General features: G+C 66.6%; 17 protein-coding genes. 7 read left to right on the top strand and 10 right to left on the bottom strand.

The window, feature by feature from the left end; translation table 11 throughout:
* Positions 1-71 precede the first annotated feature (71 nt).
* The 4 genes from KI794_RS05800 to KI794_RS05785 form a co-directional block, all read right to left on the bottom strand.
* The gene (locus tag KI794_RS05800; RefSeq protein ID WP_119282912.1) at positions 72-869 is read right to left on the bottom strand and encodes a DeoR/GlpR family DNA-binding transcription regulator; all 798 of its coding nucleotides are present in this window, start codon (positions 867-869) and stop codon (positions 72-74) included.
* A 97-nt stretch (positions 870-966) separates the two neighbouring features.
* A complete protein-coding gene (pdxA, locus tag KI794_RS05795; protein WP_255809451.1) occupies positions 967-1,992 on the bottom strand; it encodes a 4-hydroxythreonine-4-phosphate dehydrogenase PdxA in 1,026 nt (341 codons plus the stop codon).
* A 54-nt stretch (positions 1,993-2,046) separates the two neighbouring features.
* Complete coding sequence (locus KI794_RS05790; RefSeq protein WP_255809450.1) at positions 2,047-3,363, bottom strand: four-carbon acid sugar kinase family protein; 1,317 nt, start codon at positions 3,361-3,363, stop codon at positions 2,047-2,049.
* A gap of 46 nt (positions 3,364-3,409) precedes the next feature.
* The gene (locus KI794_RS05785) at positions 3,410-4,738 is read right to left on the bottom strand and encodes a GntP family permease (protein ID WP_119282909.1); all 1,329 of its coding nucleotides are present in this window, start codon (positions 4,736-4,738) and stop codon (positions 3,410-3,412) included.
* A gap of 273 nt (positions 4,739-5,011) precedes the next feature.
* On the opposite strand from KI794_RS05785, the gene aroA reads away from it, so the two are divergent.
* Genes aroA through bcp form a run of 4 tightly spaced genes read left to right on the top strand, consistent with a single transcriptional unit; the run spans position 5,012 to position 8,927 of the window.
* Positions 5,012-6,553: a 3-phosphoshikimate 1-carboxyvinyltransferase gene (aroA, locus tag KI794_RS05780; RefSeq protein ID WP_255809449.1), complete on the top strand. Its 1,542-nt coding sequence runs from the start codon at positions 5,012-5,014 to the stop codon at positions 6,551-6,553.
* 4 nt (positions 6,554-6,557) lie between these two features.
* Positions 6,558-7,649, top strand: coding sequence for a ribosome small subunit-dependent GTPase A (gene rsgA, locus KI794_RS05775; protein ID WP_255809448.1), 1,092 nt, complete (start codon positions 6,558-6,560; stop codon positions 7,647-7,649).
* A 33-nt stretch (positions 7,650-7,682) separates the two neighbouring features.
* Positions 7,683-8,414, top strand: a complete 732-nt coding sequence (locus tag KI794_RS05770; RefSeq protein WP_255809447.1) for a hypothetical protein — start codon at positions 7,683-7,685, stop codon at positions 8,412-8,414.
* A gap of 39 nt (positions 8,415-8,453) precedes the next feature.
* The gene (gene bcp / locus KI794_RS05765) at positions 8,454-8,927 is read left to right on the top strand and encodes a thioredoxin-dependent thiol peroxidase (RefSeq protein WP_119282905.1); all 474 of its coding nucleotides are present in this window, start codon (positions 8,454-8,456) and stop codon (positions 8,925-8,927) included.
* 204 nt (positions 8,928-9,131) lie between these two features.
* Here the strand turns inward: bcp and KI794_RS05760 are convergent, their stop codons facing one another.
* Positions 9,132-9,530, bottom strand: a complete 399-nt coding sequence (locus KI794_RS05760) for a hypothetical protein (protein WP_162921154.1) — start codon at positions 9,528-9,530, stop codon at positions 9,132-9,134.
* Between the two features lie 226 nt (positions 9,531-9,756).
* Between KI794_RS05760 and KI794_RS05755 the strand changes: the two genes are divergently transcribed.
* Positions 9,757-10,005, top strand: a complete 249-nt coding sequence (locus KI794_RS05755) for a WhiB family transcriptional regulator (protein WP_042543325.1) — start codon at positions 9,757-9,759, stop codon at positions 10,003-10,005.
* 569 nt (positions 10,006-10,574) lie between these two features.
* On the opposite strand, the gene argG is transcribed toward KI794_RS05755, so the two are convergent.
* Both argG and KI794_RS05745 read right to left on the bottom strand, forming a co-directional pair.
* Positions 10,575-11,996 carry an argininosuccinate synthase gene (argG, locus tag KI794_RS05750; protein WP_255809446.1) on the bottom strand — a complete coding sequence of 474 codons (1,422 nt, stop codon included), beginning with the start codon at positions 11,994-11,996 and terminating at the stop codon, positions 10,575-10,577.
* A gap of 9 nt (positions 11,997-12,005) precedes the next feature.
* Entirely contained in the window at positions 12,006-13,847 is a 1,842-nt protein-coding gene (locus KI794_RS05745; RefSeq protein ID WP_255809445.1) for a hypothetical protein, read from the bottom strand.
* Positions 13,848-13,977: 130 nt separating this feature from the next.
* On the opposite strand from KI794_RS05745, the gene KI794_RS05740 reads away from it, so the two are divergent.
* On the top strand, positions 13,978-14,595 hold the full coding sequence (locus KI794_RS05740) for a TetR family transcriptional regulator (RefSeq protein WP_162921153.1): 618 nt from the start codon (positions 13,978-13,980) through the stop codon (positions 14,593-14,595).
* Between the two features lie 24 nt (positions 14,596-14,619).
* Here the strand turns inward: KI794_RS05740 and KI794_RS05735 are convergent, their stop codons facing one another.
* From KI794_RS05735 to KI794_RS05725, 3 genes are all read right to left on the bottom strand, one after another.
* Positions 14,620-15,660: a malate dehydrogenase gene (locus KI794_RS05735; RefSeq protein ID WP_255809444.1), complete on the bottom strand. Its 1,041-nt coding sequence runs from the start codon at positions 15,658-15,660 to the stop codon at positions 14,620-14,622.
* Between the two features lie 83 nt (positions 15,661-15,743).
* Positions 15,744-16,568, bottom strand: coding sequence for a serine hydrolase domain-containing protein (locus KI794_RS05730; RefSeq protein ID WP_255809443.1), 825 nt, complete (start codon positions 16,566-16,568; stop codon positions 15,744-15,746).
* Positions 16,569-16,669: 101 nt separating this feature from the next.
* A complete protein-coding gene (locus KI794_RS05725; protein ID WP_119282899.1) occupies positions 16,670-17,506 on the bottom strand; it encodes an aldo/keto reductase in 837 nt (278 codons plus the stop codon).
* Between the two features lie 60 nt (positions 17,507-17,566).
* Between KI794_RS05725 and hrpA the strand changes: the two genes are divergently transcribed.
* Positions 17,567-21,517 carry an ATP-dependent RNA helicase HrpA gene (gene hrpA / locus KI794_RS05720; protein ID WP_255809442.1) on the top strand — a complete coding sequence of 1,317 codons (3,951 nt, stop codon included), beginning with the start codon at positions 17,567-17,569 and terminating at the stop codon, positions 21,515-21,517.
* Positions 21,518-21,532 lie beyond the last annotated feature (15 nt).

Genomic DNA, 21,532 nt, shown 5'->3' with positions numbered 1-21,532 from the left:
CCTACCGGGGAGTGGCGCCGCCGGCCTGGGGACGTGCCGGGGTCGGGGAGGTCATCGGCGCCCGGCCCGGGCTATTCCGGTGCGATCTCGACGGTCCACCCGCCGTCAACGAAGGGCGCGAGCTGAGCATCGGTTGCGCGCGAGTCGGTGATGACGCCACAGCCTGCGGCAACCGGGGCCCAGTACGAGAACGGTGCCTCCCGTTCAAGCTTGCTTGAGTCGACGAGCACCCACGTGCGCTTCGAGTTGTCAGACATGAGCTGCTTCACGAGAGCTTGGTCCATCTCAGGGCAGTTGAGCCCACGCGTCGGGTGCAGGGCTTCGGCCCCAAGGAAACCGACGTCCACGGTGAGGTGCTGGAGCATCTGCAGCGTCGCCGCTCCGATGATTGACTCGCTCGGGCGGCGCAGCCTACCGCCGAGCACAGTGACGTCTGCATCTGAATCGGCGAGCGCGAGCAGCGAGCTTAGCCCGTTCGTCACCAGGTGGGTGTCTGGCCGGGTGCCCAGGATGGCGGCTGCCTCTGCGACAGTCGTTCCCGAGTCGAGGAGCACGGTCATGCCGCGCGAGACCTTCGTCGCGGCGTATCGCGCGATCTCCTGCTTCCGGTCCTGGTGCTCGGTCGATTTCACCTGCCAGGACCGGTCGAGCCGCCCGGCTCCCATGGCCCCGCCGTAGGTGCGCGCGAGCTTCCCGTCGGCTTCAAGGTGAGCGAGATCGCGCCGCACCGTTGATACCGAGACGTCGAGCTCATCGGCGAGGGCGTGCACGTTCTCGCTGCCCGAGCCAGCTTCAACGAGCTCAACGAGGCGCTCGCGCCGCCGTTTCGTGTGCTGGTACTCTCCGCGGAGCGCGGGCGTCTCCCCCATGTTCGATGGCCTCTCTCTCGCGTGCGGCGCTGCATGGTTGCAATCGCCGCCAGCCTATCTGCTCGTGCAGGGTGCCGCCGCGCTCCGCGCCTGGCAACTATCGGTTGAAGTCCTCGCGGATGCGGCCAGCGAACGGAGCAAACTCCGCGCCCGAAAGGTAGGCGGAGATCATCGTGCCGGGGTCAGCGATTGCCTTGCCTGCGATGTCGAATGCGGTGCCGTGGTCGACGGACGTGCGGAGGATCGGGAGGCCCACCGTCACCGAGATCGTCCCATTGAAGTCGATCGTCTTCGCAGGGATGTGACCCTGGTCGTGGTACTGGGAGAGCACCGCGTCGTAGCGGTCCGTGAACAGCTGGTGGAAGACCGAGTCCGCTGGGATCGGCCCGACGACGTTGTGCCCGCGCTCCTGCATCTCGGCGACGGCCGGGCGAATGAAGTCGATCTCCTCCGTGCCGAACTTGCCGTTCTCGCCGCCGTGCGGGTTGATGGCTGCGACCGCGAGGCGGGGCTCGTCGGTGCCGTAGACCTTGAGCGCGCGCAGCGCCTCGTCGATCGCGTCGACCTCAAGTTCCGTGCTGATCCGCTCAAGCGCGCCGCGCAGCGACACGTGGCGAGTGGCGAAGAAGATCTTCTTACCGCGCGCGACGAACATCGTGTTCGAGCGCGAGGAACCGGTGAGCTCGGCGAGCATCTCGGTGTGGCCGAGGTGCTCGCTTCCGGCGGCCCAGATGGCTTCCTTGTTGATGGGCGCGGTGACGATGCCCGCGACCTTGCCGTCGAGGGCAGCCTGGGTTGCCACCTCGATGGCGCGCACCGCGGAGGCGCCGGCGCGGGCCGAGATCTCGCCCCAGACAACTGGCTCGTCGCCGAGCACGCCAATGTCGAACACGTCGATCACCCCGGCTTCCTCGGCTGGGAGATCGTCCCACGACGCAACTGTGCGCACCGTCGCGTCGAGCCCGAGCACGGTGAGGGCTGCGGTCACCGAGACAGGGTCGCCGACGATGACAGCGCGCGCCGGGCCCGCGGGGCCGGCGGCGTTGAGCACCGCCTGGACGGCGATCTCGGGGCCGATACCTGCAGGGTCACCGAGGGTGAGTGCGAGTGTGTGACGGGTCATGATTCCTCCAGATGGATGTTGGTGAAGTGTGTAGGGCGTGCTGCGCGCGTGGCGCTAGCGATCCGCCCGCGCAAAGGTGCGTTCCGCGAGGGTGCGGAGCTGGTTCATACAGGCCTCGGCCGTGACCTCGGTACCGATGAGGCCGCCCTTGGTGACGACGGCGACCCCGTCGAGCGTGCCGCCGATCGCGGTGCCGTAGACAGCGAGCGGGATGACCTCGCCGATGACCTCGAACGCGCGAATCCCCGCGGCATCGAGGATCGCCGCGGTAATGTCGCCGCCACTGCTGTAGACGCCGGCGACGGGCGCCGTTTCAAGGGCGCGAAGCACCACAGCCGCGAGCAGCCCGGGCAACCGCTCCCGTCCAGCTGGCGACAGGTGACCGCCGATCGCGGGAGGCTGCACGCGCATGAGAATCTGCTCGGGAAACGCGCTCGCCTCAATGAGCTGCCGCAGCTCGCCGGCGAGCTGGTCGACGGGATCGACCGCGCCCGACTGGCCCTCGCGTTCTCCCGCGAGCCGCAGTGAGTCGACCTCGAGCACGCGAACGAGTTCGCTCTGTGCGAGGTACTCCGCCTGCGTGATCGAGAGGTCGGTGACACTTCCGATGACGGCGAGCAGTGGCGGCTCGTCCGCCCGCTCGGGCGTACCGAGTTCGAGCGCTCGTGCGAGAAATGCGCCTGCGGGGCCGGGGTCAACGGTCACCCAGCGGACCCCGTGTTCCCGAGTCGCCTGCGCAGCGGCTGCGGCGATGAGTTGGATGTGCCCGTCGTCGAGCGCGTCGCAGATAACGAGATCCTCGTCGCCCGCGACAAGCGACTCCGTGAGCGCCGCCCCAAGGACGGTGCGCAGGGACACGTGCCGCGAGCTCAGCGGTCGCTGCGCGGAAAGGATGTCCGCGACGATCGAGGTCGTCATCGGATTGTGCACGTCGTACCGCAGTTCGGTCTGCTCGAGCGGACGCCCGTCGAGCAGTTGCACGCCGTCAACCGTCGTCCGCCCGGATGTCGGATAAGCGGGCACGACGAGCGCACGCACACGCTCCCCCGGATGCGCTGCACGCACTGCGTCGAGCACCGCGGCGACTTCCGCCGAGACGTTCCCGCGCAGGGTCGTGTCGGTGCGCTTGACCACGAGCTCCGCGCCCGGGATCGCCTCGACGGCGGCGCGCACCCTGGCTGCCGCGTCGGCAGCGGACGCATGCCGGCTGTCGGTAGTCACGATGAGCGCGTCGAACCCGGGGATAGGCCCGTCGAGCGCCTTCGACGTCACCGTTGCCGACCGGAGGCCGGCGCGGGCGAAGCGCGCTCCAGACGCGTTCGCGCCGGTGAGGTCGTCCGCGATCACGAGAACGGGATTCGAAGCAGTCAAAGGGTGCCCTTCTGCGAAGCCGGTGAAAATCAGTGCGAGGCCGGGGCTAGCCGACGATAGCCCACAGGATGAACAGCAGCGGGATGGTTGCGACCCAGATGGTGGTGGTCATCCCGCTCCAGGCCTTCATCGCCTTCGTGCCTGAAAGACCCGCGAACTTCGTCACGACCCAGAAGAACGAGTCGTTGAAGTGCGAGAACAGGAACGCGCCGCAAGCCGCTGCCATTGCTGCAAGCACGGGGTTGAGGGTACCTGCCTCGACGAGGGGAACTGCGAGCGTCGCAGCGGTAATCATCGCCACGGTGCCAGAGCCTTGCGCAACGCGGAGCACACTGGCAACGAGGAACGGGATGAGAAACAGCGGAAGCGGGAGCATACCGACGCCGTCGGCGAGGTTGCTGCCGACGCCAGACTCGGTGAGCACATTCGCGAACGCGCCGCCCGCACCGGTGATGAAGATGATGAGACCGCCGGAGGCCGCTGCCTCGCTCAGCCAGCCGACGACTTCCTTGCGCTCGGTGCCGCGCTGCGGCAGCGTGTATGCGCCGAGCACGAGGCCGATGAGCAGGGCAATCGCGGGGGCACCGATGAAGCTCGTCACGGCCTCGAGCGAGGTCCCGGGGAAGAGCGCTTTTGAGGCCGTGTTCGACACGATGAGGAGGATCGGCACGACGATTGGCAGCGCCGCCCGGAACGCGCCAATAACTGGGCGCGTGTTTGCCTCTTCGTCCTCAAGTGCGAACATGCTCGGGTCGCGGAAGGGCTCGAGCTTGTTGCCCATGATCCGGGCGAACAGCAGCACGACCGGGATGAGCACAATGATGAACGGAATGCCGACGAGGAACATCACGCCGAGGTCGACGCCGAGCAGACCAGCGACCGCGAGCGGGCCGGGCGTTGGCGGGACCAGGGTGTGGCTCAGCACGAGACCGCCCGCGAGCGCCAGCGACAGCACCACGACGCCCTGCTGTGTTCGGCGAGCGAGCGAACGCGCGAGCGGGTGCAGCATCACGTAGCCGCTGTCGCAGAACACGGGGATCGAGACGACCGAACCCGTCATCGTCATGGCGAGGGCTTCGCGCCCCTTGCCGAAGAGCTTGACGAAAGCGCGTGCGAGCGCGTCGGCCGCGCCCGTCACCTCCATCAGCTTGCCGAGCGCGACGCCGAGACCGATGACAATGCCGATGCTTGCGAGCGTGTTTCCAAAGCCTGCAGTCATCAATCCGACGAGCTCGACGGGCGCGACGCCTGCGACCAGGCCGGTGACGATCGCGCCGATGAGCAGCGCGGGGAACGCGTCGAGGCGGGTCTTCAGAATGATGAGAATGATCGCAGCCACGCCAACGATGAGCGCGGCAAGCAGTTGCAGGTCCACATCGACCTCCTTAAAGTAATTGAAACACGCAGATATGGCGCAGGAAATGCGCGCTTCGACCACCTTAAGGGGAACTTCACTCGAGGTCAATTGCGCGTCCCGCGCAGTTTTGTCTCGCCTCGCGCAGGTTGGCCCACATTCGCTCAGGCGCGGCGGCCATCCGCGCCTCCCCGTTCACGATGCCTCCAGCCTCTCACGCGTGTGTGCTGCGCCGAACACTCCCGCCCGGCGCAGCGAAGCCAGGTAAGCTCTGAACTGATGTTGGCTGCAAAGATGAACCGTGGAAACGATGACAACGGCGACCGTTCCGGCGATGTGCCCGACGAGGTTGCCGAACATTGGGCTGCCCCGACGGTGCCGCTCGTCACCCCGGAGGGTGACCCCGGCACCGAATTGGACGCCGCGCGCGAACCACTCAACGCCTATGTGCCGCTGCCCGGGTCGAAGTCGCTGACGGGCCGCGAACTCATCCTCGCCGCCCTCGCCGACGGCCCCGGCACGCTCCGGGTGCCGCTGCACTCGCGAGACACTGATCTCATGGTGGAGGCGCTGCGCCTTCTCGGCACCGAGATCACGCCACTCCCAGGCAAGAACCCATACGGCCCCGACCTCCGCGTCACCCCAGCAGAGCAACTCACCGGCTCGACGAGTATCGACTGCGGCCTCGCCGGAACAGTCATGCGGTTCGTGCCAGCAGTCGCCGCGCTCTCGCTCGGGCCCGTCGCGTTCGACGGCGACCCTTACGCGCGGAAGCGGCCGATGCGTCCGGTGCTCGACGCACTGCGCACGCTCGGAGCCGACATTTCCGATGACGGCCGCGGTGCGCTGCCATTCACCGTGCACGGCATGGGCAGCCTGCGGGGCGGCCGGGTTGAGGTCGACGCGTCGCTGTCGAGCCAGTTCGTCTCCGCCCTACTCCTCTCAGCGCCCCGCTTTGAGCAGGGCGTACATGTCATCCACACTGGCGACAGGCTTCCGAGCGTGCCGCATATCGAGATGACGCTCGAAGCGCTCCGAGCTCGCGGCGTGGAGGCAGACTCCCCCGCGACAGGCGAATGGCGGGTTGCTCCCGGCCCCATCCAGGCGCGCGAGATCACTATCGAGCCCGACCTCTCGAACGCTGCGCCCTTCCTTGCCGCGGCGCTCGCTGTCGGGGGAACGGTTTCGATCCCCCACTGGCCCGCAGAGACTACCCAGGTCGGCGACCAGTTGCGCGAACTCCTCCCCGAGTTTGGTGGCACCGTCACCCTCGAACACGGGATGCTCACGGTGACAGGGACCGGGAAGCTGCGCGGCGTGAACATTCATATGCCTGACGCAGGTGAGCTCTCGCCCACGCTCGTCGGTCTCGCCGCGCTTGCCGCGCTTCCGAGGCCAGACGGAACGCCCGGCGAGCCGAGCACGATCACCGGCATCGGCCATACCCGGCATCACGAAACTGACCGCATCGCGGCCCTGGTAGCCGAGATCAATCGCCTCGGCGGCAATGCTGAGGAGCTTCCAGACGGAATCGCAATCCACCCGGCCAAGATGCACGGGGGGCTCTGGCGGGCCTACGCCGATCACCGGATTGCGACGACGGGTGCGCTCATCGGGCTGCTGGTCTCTGGGGTCGAAATCGACGACATCGCGAGCACCTCGAAAACGCTCCCCCAGTTCCCTGAGCTCTGGCGCGGTATCGTGCCCGGCGCCGAGGCCGCCGAGCACGACGGGCTGGGCCTCGGGCTCGACACCGCTTCGGAGGGCGCCGCTCACGGCGCCGAGATCGCTGGCTCGCTCAGCCGCTTCGCCCGCGGATTCCTCGAAGGGATCTGAGCACGTGAGCTGGTTCACCGTTGACGACGAGGACGACGCCCCGTACGGCGAGTACGCCGACCATGAGGTGCGGACGAGGCCGAACCCAAAGGCGAACCGTCCGCGCACCAAGCGCCGCCCTGAACACGCCGACGCGGTCATCGGCATGATCACCGCTGTCGACCGCGGCCGCTACACCGCGCTCGTGCCCGCAACTCCCTCCGTGAAGGGCGGGCCCAAGGCCGCGCCGGAACGTGTCGTCGTCGCCGCGCGTGCCCGCGAGCTCCGCAAGACAGCGATCGTGATCGGCGACCGCGTGCAGCTCGTCGGCGACGTTTCGGGAGCCGAGGGCAGCCTCTCGCGCATCGTCGCCGTCGAGGATCGCACAACGATGCTGAGGCGAAGCGCTGACGACAGCGACCGTGTCGAGCGCATCATGGTCGCGAATGCCGAGCAGATGCTCATTGTCGTCGCCGCCGCAAACCCAGAGCCGAGAGTCAGGCTCGTCGACAGATACCTTGTTGCCGCATACGATGCAGGCATTCAGCCACTCATCTGTCTCACCAAGATCGACCTCGCAGACCCCGAGCCCTTCCTCGAGAACTTCGCGGCCCTCGAAGTGCCGATCTTCCGCTCAGCCCCCGGCGCATGGGAGGACGACTCTCCCGCTGGCGTGCTGTCGCAGATCCGGGAGACGCTTGCGGGTAAGACCACCGTGTTCGTCGGCCACTCGGGTGTCGGCAAGTCGACGCTCATCAACGCGCTCGTGCCCGAGGCTGAGCGCGCGACCGGGCACGTCAACGAGGTCACCGGCCGCGGCCGCCACACCTCGTCGTCATCGGTCGCGCTGCGTGCGGCAACCCCCGGAGCAGCAGCCGGCGAATCGGGCTGGGTGATCGACACCCCCGGGGTCCGCTCGTTCGGGCTCGGACACGTCACGAGCGACGGGATACTGCGAGGCTTCACCGACCTCGTGCCCCTCCTCGACGCGTGCCCGCGGGGTTGCTCCCATACTGAGGGGGCGCCCGACTGCGAGCTCGACCTGGCTATCGCCGACGGCCGGTTAGACGCGCTCGGCGCGCGCCGCGTCGAATCGCTCCGCCGCCTCCTGAAGTAGGAGCCCAGCACCGCGCGACCCTACACTGGGGACATGTCAGGCCAGCCGCAGCAGTCCCCTCGGTTCGAACCACCTCAGCAGGGCGCGCCCGCGCCTCCTGTCGTCGTGCCGAAGCCGCTCCCCGACCTCGCGCGCGGCTACCTCTCGCTCGTCTCGCTGACCCGCCCATTATTCACCGTCGTGTTTCCGTGTGTCGCACTGATCCTGATCGGCGCATACGGGATCGGCGTCGCCGCCCTCACAGGCGTCGCGGGCCCCTCACTCATGCTCGCCGTCATCGGCTGGCTCTGCATGATCGCGAGCGTCGTCACGAGCGGGGTCACAGTGCGTGGGATGGTACGGCACTTCCCGGGGGCGGGGAGCTCCGTCGGCGCCCTGCTCTGGTTCGGGCTTGTACTCCCAAGCATCGGGTTCCTGCTCATCCTTGTCGCACCGGTCGTCGCCCCGTTTACGGCGACGGGCGGCCTCACGAACGGGCTGCCCATGCTCGGCCTCTTCATTGTCGGAGTGCTGCTCGTTCCTGCTGCAGGCCTCGGTCAGGCGCTGAGTGTGCGCCGACTCGAGCTTGGCTACGGGAAGCAGGGCGTGACGGCGCTCTGGGCGCTGCAACAGGGACAGCTCGCGGAAGAACACAGGTACCTCGCAGGGTTCGCGGTGCCGCGTCAGTACGCGCCGCCAGCGCAGGGATTCCCCACTGCACAGGGTGCCGCACCGGGCTTCCACGCGCCGCAGGGGCCGCCTCCCGGGCAGGGTCCCGGTCAGTAGCCAGCACTCGCGACACCTGCCGCCGCTAGGCTTGAGCGTATGACTGAACGTGTGATTCTTGAGCCAGGTATGCCCGCCCCCGACTTCGCGCTGCTCGACCAAGACGGCACTGAACGGGCCCTCAGCGACTTCCGCGGCTCGAAGCTCGTCATCTTCTTCTACCCGCAGGCGATGACGCCCGCTTGCACGACCGAGGCGTGCGAGTTCCAGGAGTCGACCGCTGCCCTCGAGGCAGCCGGTTACCGTGTCATCGGGATCTCGCGCGACGCGGTCGACAAACTCAGGCGCTTCGCCGACCGCGACGGGCTCGACTATCCCCTCCTCAGCGATCCCGATACCGCAGTGCATCGCGCGTACGGCACGTTTGGCGAGAAGAACAGTTACGGTCGCATCGTCGAGGGAGTCATCCGCTCGACGTTCATTCTCGACGAGCAGGGCGTCATCGAGCGCGCGCTCTACAACATCAAGGCAACCGGACACGTCGCCCGAATCCTCAAAATGGTCGACGCCTAGCCAGCCGCCCCGCACGTTACACGCCGCAGCGTACGCCGGATTCTACCGGCCGCTGCGGCGTTCGTCGTCCAGCTGGGCGCCGCGGCACCAGTCAGACATCTCTCGTTCACGCGGCGCGGCGTCAATGCCGCCTTCAGCGGCCGCTACGGGTCGGCACTCTGCCCGTCGGTGGGCTCGAGGCGCGGCCCCCGTTCGCCGGAGCGATCAGCCCGCCTGCGGCGCCGGCTCCGAGGGCTTCCCGATCACGATCGCCGAGGCGAATCCGATGACGGCGAGGCCCAACAGCAGCGCGCCAATCGCTGGGGTACCGAGAATGCCCTGAAACACACCGAGCGCTGCGGCGAACATGAGCACGTGAATCGTCACCGCCGACCCGCGCACCCAACTTCCCTGTCGCCGCATAGCCCCGACGAGAGTCGCTGCGACCCACACGCACGCAAGGATCATGCTCACTAGCAGGCTGATCCACAGCGGCATCAGCGCAGCCTGATCTGGCCCCGCTGCCGGAAACGTCGGAACCATCGTGATGACGAGAACGAGCCCCAGCACCAATTCGATGGCAAGCACCGCAGTAAGCGCGAGCCAAGCGGAGCGTGAGCGCATATTCGTCACCATACCTATTCGTTTCCTGAAACTACGGCAAAAAGCCTATTGTCTTTCGTTCAATTCCGTGGAACCATATATTCATCAGAGTTTCGCGCACGCCGGTGTGAGCATTCTCAGTCACGTTGACAAAAGGCAACGCGCGATCTCTCTTAGGCTACCTGGCCTTTGCTGATTAGCGCGTGTACAGATTGAGCATCGCACGTGCGACGCAGAGGAGGTAAGTATGGATTGGCGTGAACAGGCTGCGTGTCTGACCGTAGATCCCGAGCTGTTCTTTCCGGTTGGCAACACCGGCCCGGCAGTGGATCAGATTGAGCGAGCGAAGGCCGTCTGCGCCCGCTGCCCAGTGACGGAAATGTGCCTCCAGTACGCAATGGACACCGGCCAGGATTCAGGCGTTTGGGGTGGCCTCAGCGAAGACGAGCGTCGCGCCCTCAAGCGTCGCGCAGCACGCGCACGTCGCGCCTCCTAACGCGCCAGAGCCGCTGACGCGGCCGCAACGAGTCCCGGCACCCGATAAGGTGCCGGGACTCGTTGCGTTGTGGGGTCAACGTGGCTATGTTGCACAACGTGTGGATAGGCCCGGGCTCGTCGTGCTCGTCCGCCCCACCCCGCTCAGCCCACGCGGCCGTGCCCGCTGACAGTAGGTGTTGGTGCCCTCCGAGTGCACACGACCCCTGCACGTGTACACGATTTCTACGGGTTGGATTCGTGTGCACTCGCGAGAAGCGTGTACATCGGGGCAATGTTGCACAACGTGTGGATAGGCCCGGGCGTGCTCAGGCCTTCCCGCCCACCCGGTACAGAGCCAGAGCCCCTCAATAGCGTCGAGACCCGTGTCGTACAACACAGGCCCCGGGTCGGGTTCCGTGAAACGGGGACGCCGCCGAGGGGTGTCGGTGTTCTCATCCACAGGTTTCACGACATAGCCCGAGCGCCGCGCACGCCGCAGAATACGACTGTGGGCTGCGCCCGGCCTCAGCCGCGCGCAGCCCACAGCTGCGTGTCCGTCGTTCGCTGCCCGTAGCGGGCAGCAGGTCGTTAGTCCGTGCCTGAGTCGAACGCTGCGGCGAGGCCCAGCTCGTCGCCGTTCTCGTCGATGCCGCCGACGGCTGTTGCGATCTCTTCAGCGCCGCCCTGCTCAAGCTTGCCGACGAGCTCAGCAGTCGCGCCGCCCACAAGCCCCATGGCCGCGTACTGCTCGAGGCGCTGACGCGAGTCAGCGATGTCAAGGTTGCGCATGGTGAGCTGGCCGATACGATCCTCAGGACCGAATGCGGCGCCAACGGTGCGCTCCATCGAGAGCTTCTCGGGGTGGTAGCTGAGGTTAGGGCCCTCGGTGTTCAAGATCGTGTAGTCGTCGCCACGGCGCAGGCGAAGTGTGACCTCGCCGGTGACAGCCGAGCCAACCCAGCGCTGCAGCGCCTCACGAAGCATGAGCGACTCGGGGTCGAGCCAGCGCCCCTCGTACATCAGGCGTCCGAGCTTGCGGCCGTCGTTGTGGTACGAGGCGAGCGTGTTCTCGTTGTGGATCGCGTTCACCAGGCGCTCGTAGGTGATGTGCAGGAGCGCCATGCCAGGAGCCTCGTAGATGCCACGCGACTTCGCCTCGATGATGCGGTTCTCGATCTGGTCGGAGATACCGAGGCCGTGACGGCCACCGATTGCGTTGGCCTCGTACACGAGCGCTACCGGGTCGTCGTATTCGACGCCGTTGATCGCGACAGGGCGGCCTGCCTCGAAGCGCACCGAGACCTCCTCGGTGACGACCTCGACATCTTCACGCCAGGCTGCGACACCCATGATCGGCGTGACGATGTCGAGCCCATTGTCGAGGAACTCGAGGTGCTTCGCCTCGTGGCTTGCGCCCCAGATGTTCGCGTCAGTCGAGTATGCCTTCTCAGCCGAGTCACGGTACGGGTAGCCGTGCGCGACGAGCCACTCGCTCATCTCGTGTCGGCCGCCGAGCTCTTCAACGAACTGGCTGTCGAGCCACGGCTTGTAGATTCGAAGCGACGGGTTCGCCATGAGACCGTAGCGGTAAAACCGCTCGATGTCGTTGCCCTTGTAGGTCGAGCCGTCGCCCCAAATGTCGACGCCGTCTTCCTTCATCGCGCGAACAAGCAGCGTGCCAGTCACGGCGCGGCCGACGGGAGTCGTGTTGAAGTAGGTCTTGCCGCCCGAGCGCACGTTGAACGCGCCGGTCTGCAGCGCCACGAAGCCCTCCTCAACGAGTGCACGCTTCGCGTCGACATGGCGGGCGATCTCTGCGCCGTACTCCTTGGCGCGAGCCGCGACACCGTCGAGGTCGGGCTCATCGTACTGGCCGATGTCTGCGGTGTAGGTGCAGGGAACCGCACCGTTTTCGCGCATCCATGCAACGGCGCATGAGGTGTCGAGACCACCGGAGAAAGCGATGCCGACGCGCTCGCCTACAGGAAGAGAAGAAAGAACTTTGGACATGCTTCTATCCTACGGGTGCTTGACGCGCCGGGTGAACGCCCCGGGGCGCAGCCCCAGCGCGACGGCGGCCGCACCGAGCAGCAGGAGCGCGCCGCCCGAGGCCCAGCCTGCGGCGTGTGACGACCCGCCCGTCTCCGCGATCGTCTGCCTTGGAGCAGGTGGGGTCACCGTGCTCGGCACCTCGGACTCCCCCGCGCCCTCGCCGGAAGGGTCACCGGCAAGCGTGAGGCTCGAGATTGTGGTGTAGCCGAGATCCGCAAAATGCATGATGAGATGGTGGTCGCCCGGCTCGACGCCCGAGACGTCGAAGGTGCCCGAGACCGTTCCTCGATCCCACTCGACCGAGCCGATCGCCACCGGCGTCGATCGCATGTTGCCAATGATGCTCGACCGCGACTCCTGCATCTTCTTCACGAAGTCGCTCATGAGGTCGAAGGTTTCGTTGCGCTTACCACTCAGCGACTGAAGACGCAGCATGTCCATCTGTTGCGAGTTTGCCGAGGCATCAGAAACGGCCTTGAGGTGTGTGAGTAGTGCCGCGGCCTGCGCGGGCCGCTCCGCTACCGGAGCATCGAGGAATGCGTGCGAAACTCCAGCGTCACGCGTTGCCTTCGAAGCCGCAGCGAACGCCTCCTCACCGGGCGCCGAGACAAATGCCTGCACGGCGGCGGTAGCGGCCGCGAGACTCCCGAGCTTCGCGTTGAGCTGCTGCACGGCGGCGATCTGGTCGGCGAGCTGCGCGTTGAGCTGGCTCGCGCGCTGCGACTGCACCGCGAGGAGTGCTGTCTCAAGATCGAGACTCAGCGTGTCAACGTTCGGCGTTGGCGGGCGCTGGAATGCAGCGATCGTTGGGCCGACTACCCCGTTTGCAGTCTGCTGCTGCTCGCCAGTCACACCGAAAGCGAGACCAAGCACCTGGCTGTTCGCGTTCGCAATCACGACGCCGTCCCCCGCGGGGTTCTGTGTGGCCGCCTGCAGGGCCGCGAGCGCTTCTTCAGACATGCCGCCGAGCATCGCGCCGAGCGCGGCGGGTGTGCCAGCACCCTGGAACAGGTCGCCGCCGAGCGCGCCGGGCGCGAGCAGGAGATCCGGATCCTCCCCGCCTGGCTCCGGGTCAGGCGTCGTTGCCGTCGAAACGAGCTCGAACGCGCGCTCGATTGAATGGACGGAGACGCCGTCACTCACTCGTGGCAGGGCAAATGCGTCGTTGGCGGGCTGCACGTCAGCGAGCCTGTAGCCGGTCGGGGGAACGAAGCGCACGCTGTAGTCGGCATCCGAGCTCGTCGGCACGGCCGCCGATGCGAACGTGCCATCGGCCGCAACCTCCAACGTTTGCACGTCAACACCGCCACTCACGAGCACGAGGTTCGCGCCTTCGAGGTCTGCCACAGCAGTCCCCTTCGCGGTCGCCGCAATCTTGCCGGCGACAGTGCTGATCGGGCCCCAGAGGCGCACAGTGACGGGCTCCTCTGAGCCCAGCCGAAACTCGGCCCGTGACGACGCGCTCTCAAGGTCGCCAAGCGCGCCCGGCCACACGGCGTCAACGATGTAGCTCGTGTCGGGGCCAGTCACCGACACCGTCGCAAGGCCATCTCGATCTGCGACGCCTGAGGCCACTTCGACTAGGTCGCCCGTGCCGTCGTCAATTCCGCTGACCGAGACTCGACTTCCCGCCAACGGCCTCGACGTCGAACCGTCGTCGATCGAAACCTGGATCGCGACCTCTCGCGTGATGTTCTCTTCAGATTGGCCCTGGACCGCGTGAGCCGCGCCGGGAGCCCCCGTCACGAGAAGGGCTGCCGCAAGGAGCGCCGCCCCCACTACTTGATGGCGCGATGATTGGCGTCGCATGTGTCGTTCCCCTTCGATCGAGTGCAACCCTTTTGCACACACTACAAGAATGGACACTGTCCAATATTTTTGTCAAGTAGGGTGGATGACCAACCGCTATCGGGGCGAGCATGCCCAATCAGGAGGAGTCATGACGGAGGGCCTGCGCGAACGCAAGATGCGACTCACGCGCGAGCAACTGGAGGCCGCCGCCGTTGAGATTGCGTATGCGGAAGGAGTGGCGGCCGTCACCGTTGATCGCGTGTGCGCCGCCGCAATGGTGTCGAGAAGCACCTTCTTCAACTACTTCCCATCGCTCGAACAGGCAATCTTCGGCTCGCCGCTCGAGTTTGACCCCGAACTCACCACGCGGATCCTGACCGAGCGCTCCGGCGACCTCGTCGTCGCGTCCTCGCTCATCGTCATGGAATCCGTGCGCGGACAAGCAGATAACCCAGTCACGAAGAAGCGCCTGGCGCTTTTCTCGCGAGAGCCCGAGCTCACGAGCCGAGTCTCGTGGTCCAGCGGCACGAGCACCGAGAGGCTCATCGCGATACTCGCGGCGTGGCTCGACAGTCACCCAGACGACGCCAGGCTCGAGGGGGTCGCGCACGAAACCGAGGCACGCCTCGCAGTGAACCTCTCAATCGCGCTCGGAGACGAGGCTCAGCGCCACGTGCGCGAGGTAGATGGCGAACTCGTCATCGACCTCGAAACGTTCACTCGCATCCGCCGACAGCTCACAACGCTCGTGACCCCACGAGCCTAGACGCAGTCGCTCGCGCTGCCAGGATCAGATGAGCCCGAGCGCCGCCACCTGCTCCCGCTCGGCGGCCAACTCGGCAACAGAGGCATCGATCCTCGCGCGCGAGAACTCGTCGATCTCCAGCCCTTCGACAACCCGCCACTCTCCGTCGACCGAACGGGCCGGGACCGAGGCGATAAGTCCCTCAGGGATGCCGTACGCTCCCGTTGACGGGATCGACACCGACGTCCAGGGCGCCACGCCATCGGCACCAGTAGCCTCGTTCGCGGTGCCGAGCACCCAATCGTGAACGTGATCGATCGCCGCATTCGCTGCCGACGCGACCGAGGATCCGCCACGCACCTCAATGATCTCCGCGCCACGGTTCGCAACTCTGTCAATGTAGGCGCCGCGACCCCAGTCCGTGCCGACAACGTCGAGCGCAGCGCGCCCCGCAATCGTCGCGTGGCTCAGGTCTGGGTACTGGGTGGTCGAGTGGTTGCCCCAGATTGTCACGCCGTGAACATCGGCGACAGCGGCCCCCGTGTGCTCTGCGAGCAGGCCGACCGCGCGGTTGTGGTCGAGCCGAGTGAGGGCCGTGAACCGCTCCGCTGGCACGTCAGGCGCATTGCGCTGAGCGATGAGGGCGTTGGTGTTCGCAGGGTTGCCGACGACAAGCACCCTGACGTCGTCCGCCGCGTGATCATTGATCGCGCGCCCCTGCGGGCCGAAGATCGCGCCATTCGCCGCGAGCAGGTCCGCCCGTTCCATGCCTGCCGTGCGCGGACGCGAGCCAACGAGGAGGGCGACATTCGAGCCGTCAAATCCCTGATCCGGATCGGTCGCAATATCGACGCTCGCAAGCAGCGGGAAGGCGCAGTCGGTGAGCTCGAGCGCCGCACCCTCCGCACCTTTCACGCCCTGCGGAATCTCGAGCAGCCTGAGCGCGACGGGCTGGTCAGGACCGAACAGAGCACCCGACGCGATCCTGAACATTGCCGCGTAACCGATCTGGCCGCCGGCCCCAGTGATAGTGACGGTGATGGGCGCAGGCCGTGCCGCGCCGCTCGCTGCTGATGTGTTCATCATGACTCCGTTCATTGCGTTGCGGTGAGGTACGCGACGTCGTGTGCCTGTGCGGCAGCCGCGCCGTCGGCCTCGTGGGCCTGGATCTAGCTGTTCGTGCGCGAGTACTCGGCAAGCACAGCGTCAGAGAGCGGCGGCCACACCTCCGCCGACCACTCGCCAAAGTTGCGGTCGGCCAGCCCTACGCACGCGAGGCCAGCCACTGGGTCAACCCACAAAAATGTACCCGCCTGGCCGAAGTGCCCAAACGTCTGTGGGCTGTTCGCGTTGCCTGTCCAGTGCGGCGTCTTTGAGTCCCTGATCTCAAAGCCCAGGCCCCAGTCGTTCGGGCGCTGACGGCCGTAGCCGGGCAGCACGCCATCAATTCCAGGGAACACGACTTGGGTGGCCTGCGCGATCGTCTCTGGGTGCAGCACCTTCGGGTTCTGGAGCTCGGCGGCGAAGCGCGACAGGTCAGCCGCAGTCGAGACACCGCCCGCGGCCGGGCTGCCGTCAAGCCTCGTGGAGTGCATGCCGAGGGGCTCGAGTAGCCCCTCGCGGAGGTACTCCTCGAATGGCATGTCGGCGCGCTCCGCAAACGTCTGGGCGAGCACCTCGATGCCAAGGTTTGAATAGATCCGGCGCTGGCCGGGGCGGCCGCGCACGACGTCTTCCGAGAAGTCGAGGCCGGAGGCGTGCGCGAGCAGGTGCCTGATTGTCGACCCCTCGGGCCCGGCTTCGTCGTCGAGTTCGAGGGCACCCTCTTCGACAGCAAGCAGAATCGCGCTCGCGGTCAACAGCTTCGTGACCGATGCGAGGGCAAACTGACGGTCTTGATCGCCCCGTGTACCGAGCACAGATCCGTCTTTCGAGACGACTGCGACCGCAGCGTTGTCGACGGGCCAGGTATCGATGAGGCTCAGGCTATCCATGGTTCCACGCTACCTGGTTCCTGTCTCCGCGTTCGAAAATCTATGGGCCGATGGGGTGGGTGGGCACGCCCGGGTCGGGGCGGGCCCCACCCCGCACGCTGCTAGCGCACGTCCATCTCGTGCGGGTTCGAGCCGAAGTTCTTCTGTTCGTCGAGCGCGTCAATCGCGGCAATCTCGGCGGCTGAGAGCTCGAAGTCGAAGATCTGAGCATTCTCGATCATGCGCTCGGCCCGCACTGTCTTCGGAAACACGATGCGACCCTGCTGCACATGCCACCGCAGCACCGCCTGTGCGGGGGTCTTCGAGTGGGCTGCAGCGGCGTCAGCGATCGCCGGGCGCTCAAACAGGTCGGACTTGCCCTGCGCCAGCGGCCCCCAGGCCTCAACACGGATGCCCTTGGACTCGCAGTACTCGACGAGCTCGCGGCGCTGGTGCAGGGGGTGCAGCTCGATCTGGTTCACCGTCGGCACGACGCCAGTCTCGGAGATGATCTCCTCGAGGTCCGAGATCTCGAAGTTCGAAACTCCGATCGAGGTCGCCCGCCCCGACTCGTGGATCTTCACGAGCGAGCGCCACGCGGTGAGCGCCTCGCCAAACATGGGCTGCGGCCAGTGCACGAGGTACAGGTCGACACGATCGAGGCCGAGCTTGTCGAGGCTCTCCTGGAATGCCTCCTCGCCTCGCAGCTGGTCGCTATTCCAGAGCTTCGTAGTGACGAAGAGGTCTTCGCGAGGCACACCACTCGCGGCGATCGCGGCCCCCACCTCTGCTTCGTTTCGGTAGATCGCGGCGGTGTCGATGTGGCGATAGCCTGCGGCGAGCGCGTCGGCGACGACCCGCTCCGCTTCGCCTGGGTCGACCTTGAATACGCCGAGCCCAAGCTGGGGAATCTCGGTGCCGTCGTGCAGGGTGATGTTCGGGATTTCGAGTGCAGCCACAGTCTCTCCTTGAAGTCGAATGGGTGCCAGTCTATGACTCGCGCGATAATGGATCCTGTTATGTCGAACCCCGAAGGCCCTACACCACGCATCGAGTTCCCCGAGGAGCTCCCGGTTTCGCAGATGCGAGACGAGATCCAGCAGGCGATCTCCGACAACCAGGTCGTCATCGTCGCGGGTGAGACGGGCTCAGGCAAGACCACTCAGCTTCCGAAGATCGCGCTCGCACTTGGCCGCGAGAGAATTGCGCACACGCAGCCGCGTAGGATCGCGGCCCGCACCATCGCCGAACGCATCGCCGAGGAGACAGGCACTGAGCTCGGCGGGCTCGTCGGATATCAGGTGAGGTTCACTGATCAGGCCTCGAAAGATACGAAGATCAGGCTGATGACCGACGGGATTCTGCTGAATGCGATCCATCGGGATCGGGACCTCAAGGCCTACGACACGATCATCATCGATGAGGCGCACGAGCGTTCACTGAACATCGACTTCCTGCTCGGGTATCTGCGCACCCTGCTGCCGCGCCGACCAGATCTCAAGGTGATCATTACGTCGGCAACGATCGACCCTGAGTCATTCGCGAAGCACTTCGCCGATCACCGCACCGGCACACCGGCTCCGATCATCGAAGTGTCGGGTCGCACGTACCCCGTCGAGATTCGCTACAGGCCGCTCATCGAGGAGCGCGAGGTCGTCGACCCGAAGACCAAGCAGGCGAAGACTCGGAAGATCGAGCGCGATGTGTTCGAGGCGATCGGCGAGGCAGTCGACGAGCTCGGGCGCGAGTCGCGCGGCGACGTGCTCGTGTTCCTGTCTGGCGAAGCTGAGATCCGTGACGCCGCCGACGCGCTCCAGGGCCGGGCCGGTCGCGGCGGACCGGCGAACCGCACCGAGATCCTCCCCCTCTACGGCAGGCTTTCGGCGGCTGAGCAGCATCGCGTATTCGAGCGCCGCCAGGATTCGGGCGCGCGGCGGATCGTGCTTGCAACGAACGTCGCTGAGACCTCGCTCACTGTTCCCGGCATCAGGTATGTCATCGACGCCGGCACTGCACGCATCTCGCGATACTCGTCGCGGTCGAAGGTGCAGCGGTTGCCGATCGAGGCGATCTCGCAGGCCAGCGCGAATCAGCGCTCGGGCCGGTCTGGTCGCACGAGCAACGGCATCGCGATCCGGTTGTACAGCGAGGAGGACTTTGAGTCGCGCCCCGCGTTCACGGAGCCTGAGATCCGGCGCACCGGCCTCGCGAGTGTCATCCTGCAGATGCTTTCGCTCGGCCTTGGCGATATCGCTGGCTTCCCGTTTCTTACGCCCCCGGATCAGCGCGGTATTCGCGACGGCCTTGGCCTCCTCGAAGAGCTCGGGGCCGTGCGGCCCGCCGGCCGGGGGCGGGCCGCGAAACGCGGAGAGGGGGCTTCGGCGTCTGACGGCGCGACCCACGCGATCACCAAGACGGGCCGTGAACTCGCCCGCTTGCCGATCGAGCCGAGGTTTGCGCGCATGGTCATCGAGGCGCGCAGGCACGAGGTCGTCCCTGAGGTGCTCGCGATCGTAGCCGGGCTCACCATTCAGGACGTGCGCGAGCGGCCAGTCGCAGAGCGCGCGCAGGCTGACCAGTTCCACGCGCGTTTCAACGACCCACTCGGCGACCTGATGACCCTGCTCAACCTCTGGAACTACCTGCAGAAGCAGCAGGCGGAGCTTTCCTCGAGCGCCTTCCGCAGGCTGTGCAAGAAGGAGTTCTTGAACTTCCTCAGGGTGCGCGAGTGGATGGACCTCGTGAGGCAGCTCTCGAAAGCCGCGGGCGTCAAGGGCCAGGTACGTGAGGCGACAGGCGGATCCGCTGAGCTCATTCACCGATCGGTACTTGCCGGCCTACTCTCGCAGCTCGGCGTGCGCGACGATAGGCAAGATCGGAGCACCCCCGGCCGCGGCCGCGAGGTACCCGGCGCCGTGAAGCGCAAGCCCGCACAGGAGTATCTCGGCTCGCGCGGCACGCGTTTCGTGCTCTACCCGGGGTCGGTGCTTGCGAAGAAGCCGCCGGAGGTCGTGATGAGTGTCGAGCTCGTCGAGACGAGCCGCCTGTTCGCCCGCTCGAACGCCCAGGTCGAGCCCGAGTGGGCCGAGGAGCTCGCCGGTGCACTCGCGAAGCGGCAGCTCTCCGAGCCCCGGTGGGAGCGCAAGCAGGGCGCCGCGGTCGCGACCGAGCGCGTCACCCTCTACGGCGTGCCCATCGTCACTGGCCGCCGCGTGCAGCTCTCACGCTTCGACCCCGTCGAGGCGCGTGAGCTGTTCATCAGGCACGCGCTCGTCGACGGTGATTGGGATTCCCCGCAGGCATTCGACCGCGCGAACCACCAACTCAGGCGCGAGCTCGTTCAGCTCGAGGAGCGCACCCGCCGCCGCGACATCCTCGACGGCGACGAGGCTGTGTTCGAGTTCTATGACGCCCGCATTCCCAAAGACGTCGCGAGCACACGCGACTTCGAGGGCTGGTGGAAGACCAAGCGTTCTTCGGATCCGCAGTACCTGCATCTCAAGCGCGAGGATCTGCTCGAGGAGGAGTCTGTCGATGTCGACGAGACCGAGTACCCGCGCCAGTGGCAGCACGGCGACCAGTCCCTGAAACTCAAGTACCGGTTCGATCCCACGAGCGACGACGACGGCGTGACTGTGAACGTGCCGCTCCCGCTGTTGCCCCGCCTCGCGCAGGGCGACTTCGAGAAACTCGTGCCAGGCATGCGCGAAGAGCTCGTCACAGCGCTCATCAAAACGCTGCCAAAGTCGATCAGGAAGCACGTCGTCCCCGCCGCGGACTGGGCGCGGACGCTCCTTGGCGCGGTAGGCCCCAAGCTTGACGGTGCCGCCGGGGCCGGATCCGACGCGTCGCTCACCCAGCTGCTCGCCGACGAGATCAGGCGCCGCACGAGCCAGCAGGTACAGCCGAGCGACTTTGATCCGACGCGACTGCCCGCACACCTCACGCCGACGTTCCGCGTCATCGATGCGCGCGGCCGCACCGTGGGCGCAGGCAAGGACCTCGCCGAGCTCCAGTCGAAGCACAAGGAGCAGGCGACGAAGGGCGTCGCGCGGGTCGCCCAAGCGGCGCTCCCCAAGAGCGAGCTCGAACGCACTGGGGCAACGACATGGGACTTCGGAGATCTCCCGAAACACGTGGATTCGAGCTACGCGAAGGGCAGGTCGGGCAGCGCGGGCGTCGTGCGCGCGTATCCCGCGATCGTGGATCGGCGCACGAGCGTCGACCTTGGACTCGTTGCAGACGAGGCCGAGCAGCGGCGCGCGTCACGGCGCGGCATCAGGCGCCTGGTAGTGCTCTCGAGCCCGTCGCCCGCGAGCTACGTGCGCGATCACCTCTCAAACCAGGAGAAGTTGCTGCTCGGGGCCGGGCCATACCGTTCCCTTGACACCGCCATCGCCGACGTCTCACTCGCGGTCGCGGATCGCGTGATTCAGCGTCACGCGCCTGACGGGCTCGTGTGGCGTGCCGCCGACTTCGAGGCAATCGCGAACGACTACGCGCGCAGCCTCATCGACGAGATCTACGGCACGATCGCGCTCACCGCGAAGGTGCTCGACGGGGCTCGCCTGGCGAAGAAGGCTATCGATCAGGCGAAGTCGCTCCAGGTGCTCGGCCAGGTCGCGGACGCCGCGAAGCAGCTCGACGGGCTCGTGTTCGACGGCTTCGTCTCTCGCACCGGCGCGACGCAACTTGAGCGGGTTCCCGTCTACCTCGAGGCGCTGAGGCTGCGCATGCAGGCGCTGCAGGCGAACCCTGGCCGCGACCGCGCCTGGCAGAACGATGTGGATCGCGCGCTGGTGCTCTTCGACGAAGCCGGCGGGCAGATCCCGCTGCCAATCGACGCTCCCCCGCACATTGAGCGGGCGCGCTGGCTCATCGAGGAGTTCAGGGTCAGCCTGTTCGCGCAGCAGCTGCGGGCTGCCGAAGCCGTCTCGCTGCAGCGAATCCAGAAGGCCCTCGCGGGCTAACGGCGGTGCGGCGTG

Source organism: Leucobacter aridicollis (assembly GCF_024399335.1).
GTDB lineage: Bacteria > Actinomycetota > Actinomycetes > Actinomycetales > Microbacteriaceae > Leucobacter > Leucobacter aridicollis_A.
Note: the sequence above shows the minus strand (reverse complement) of the source record. Positions and strands in the feature narration are given on the sequence as shown.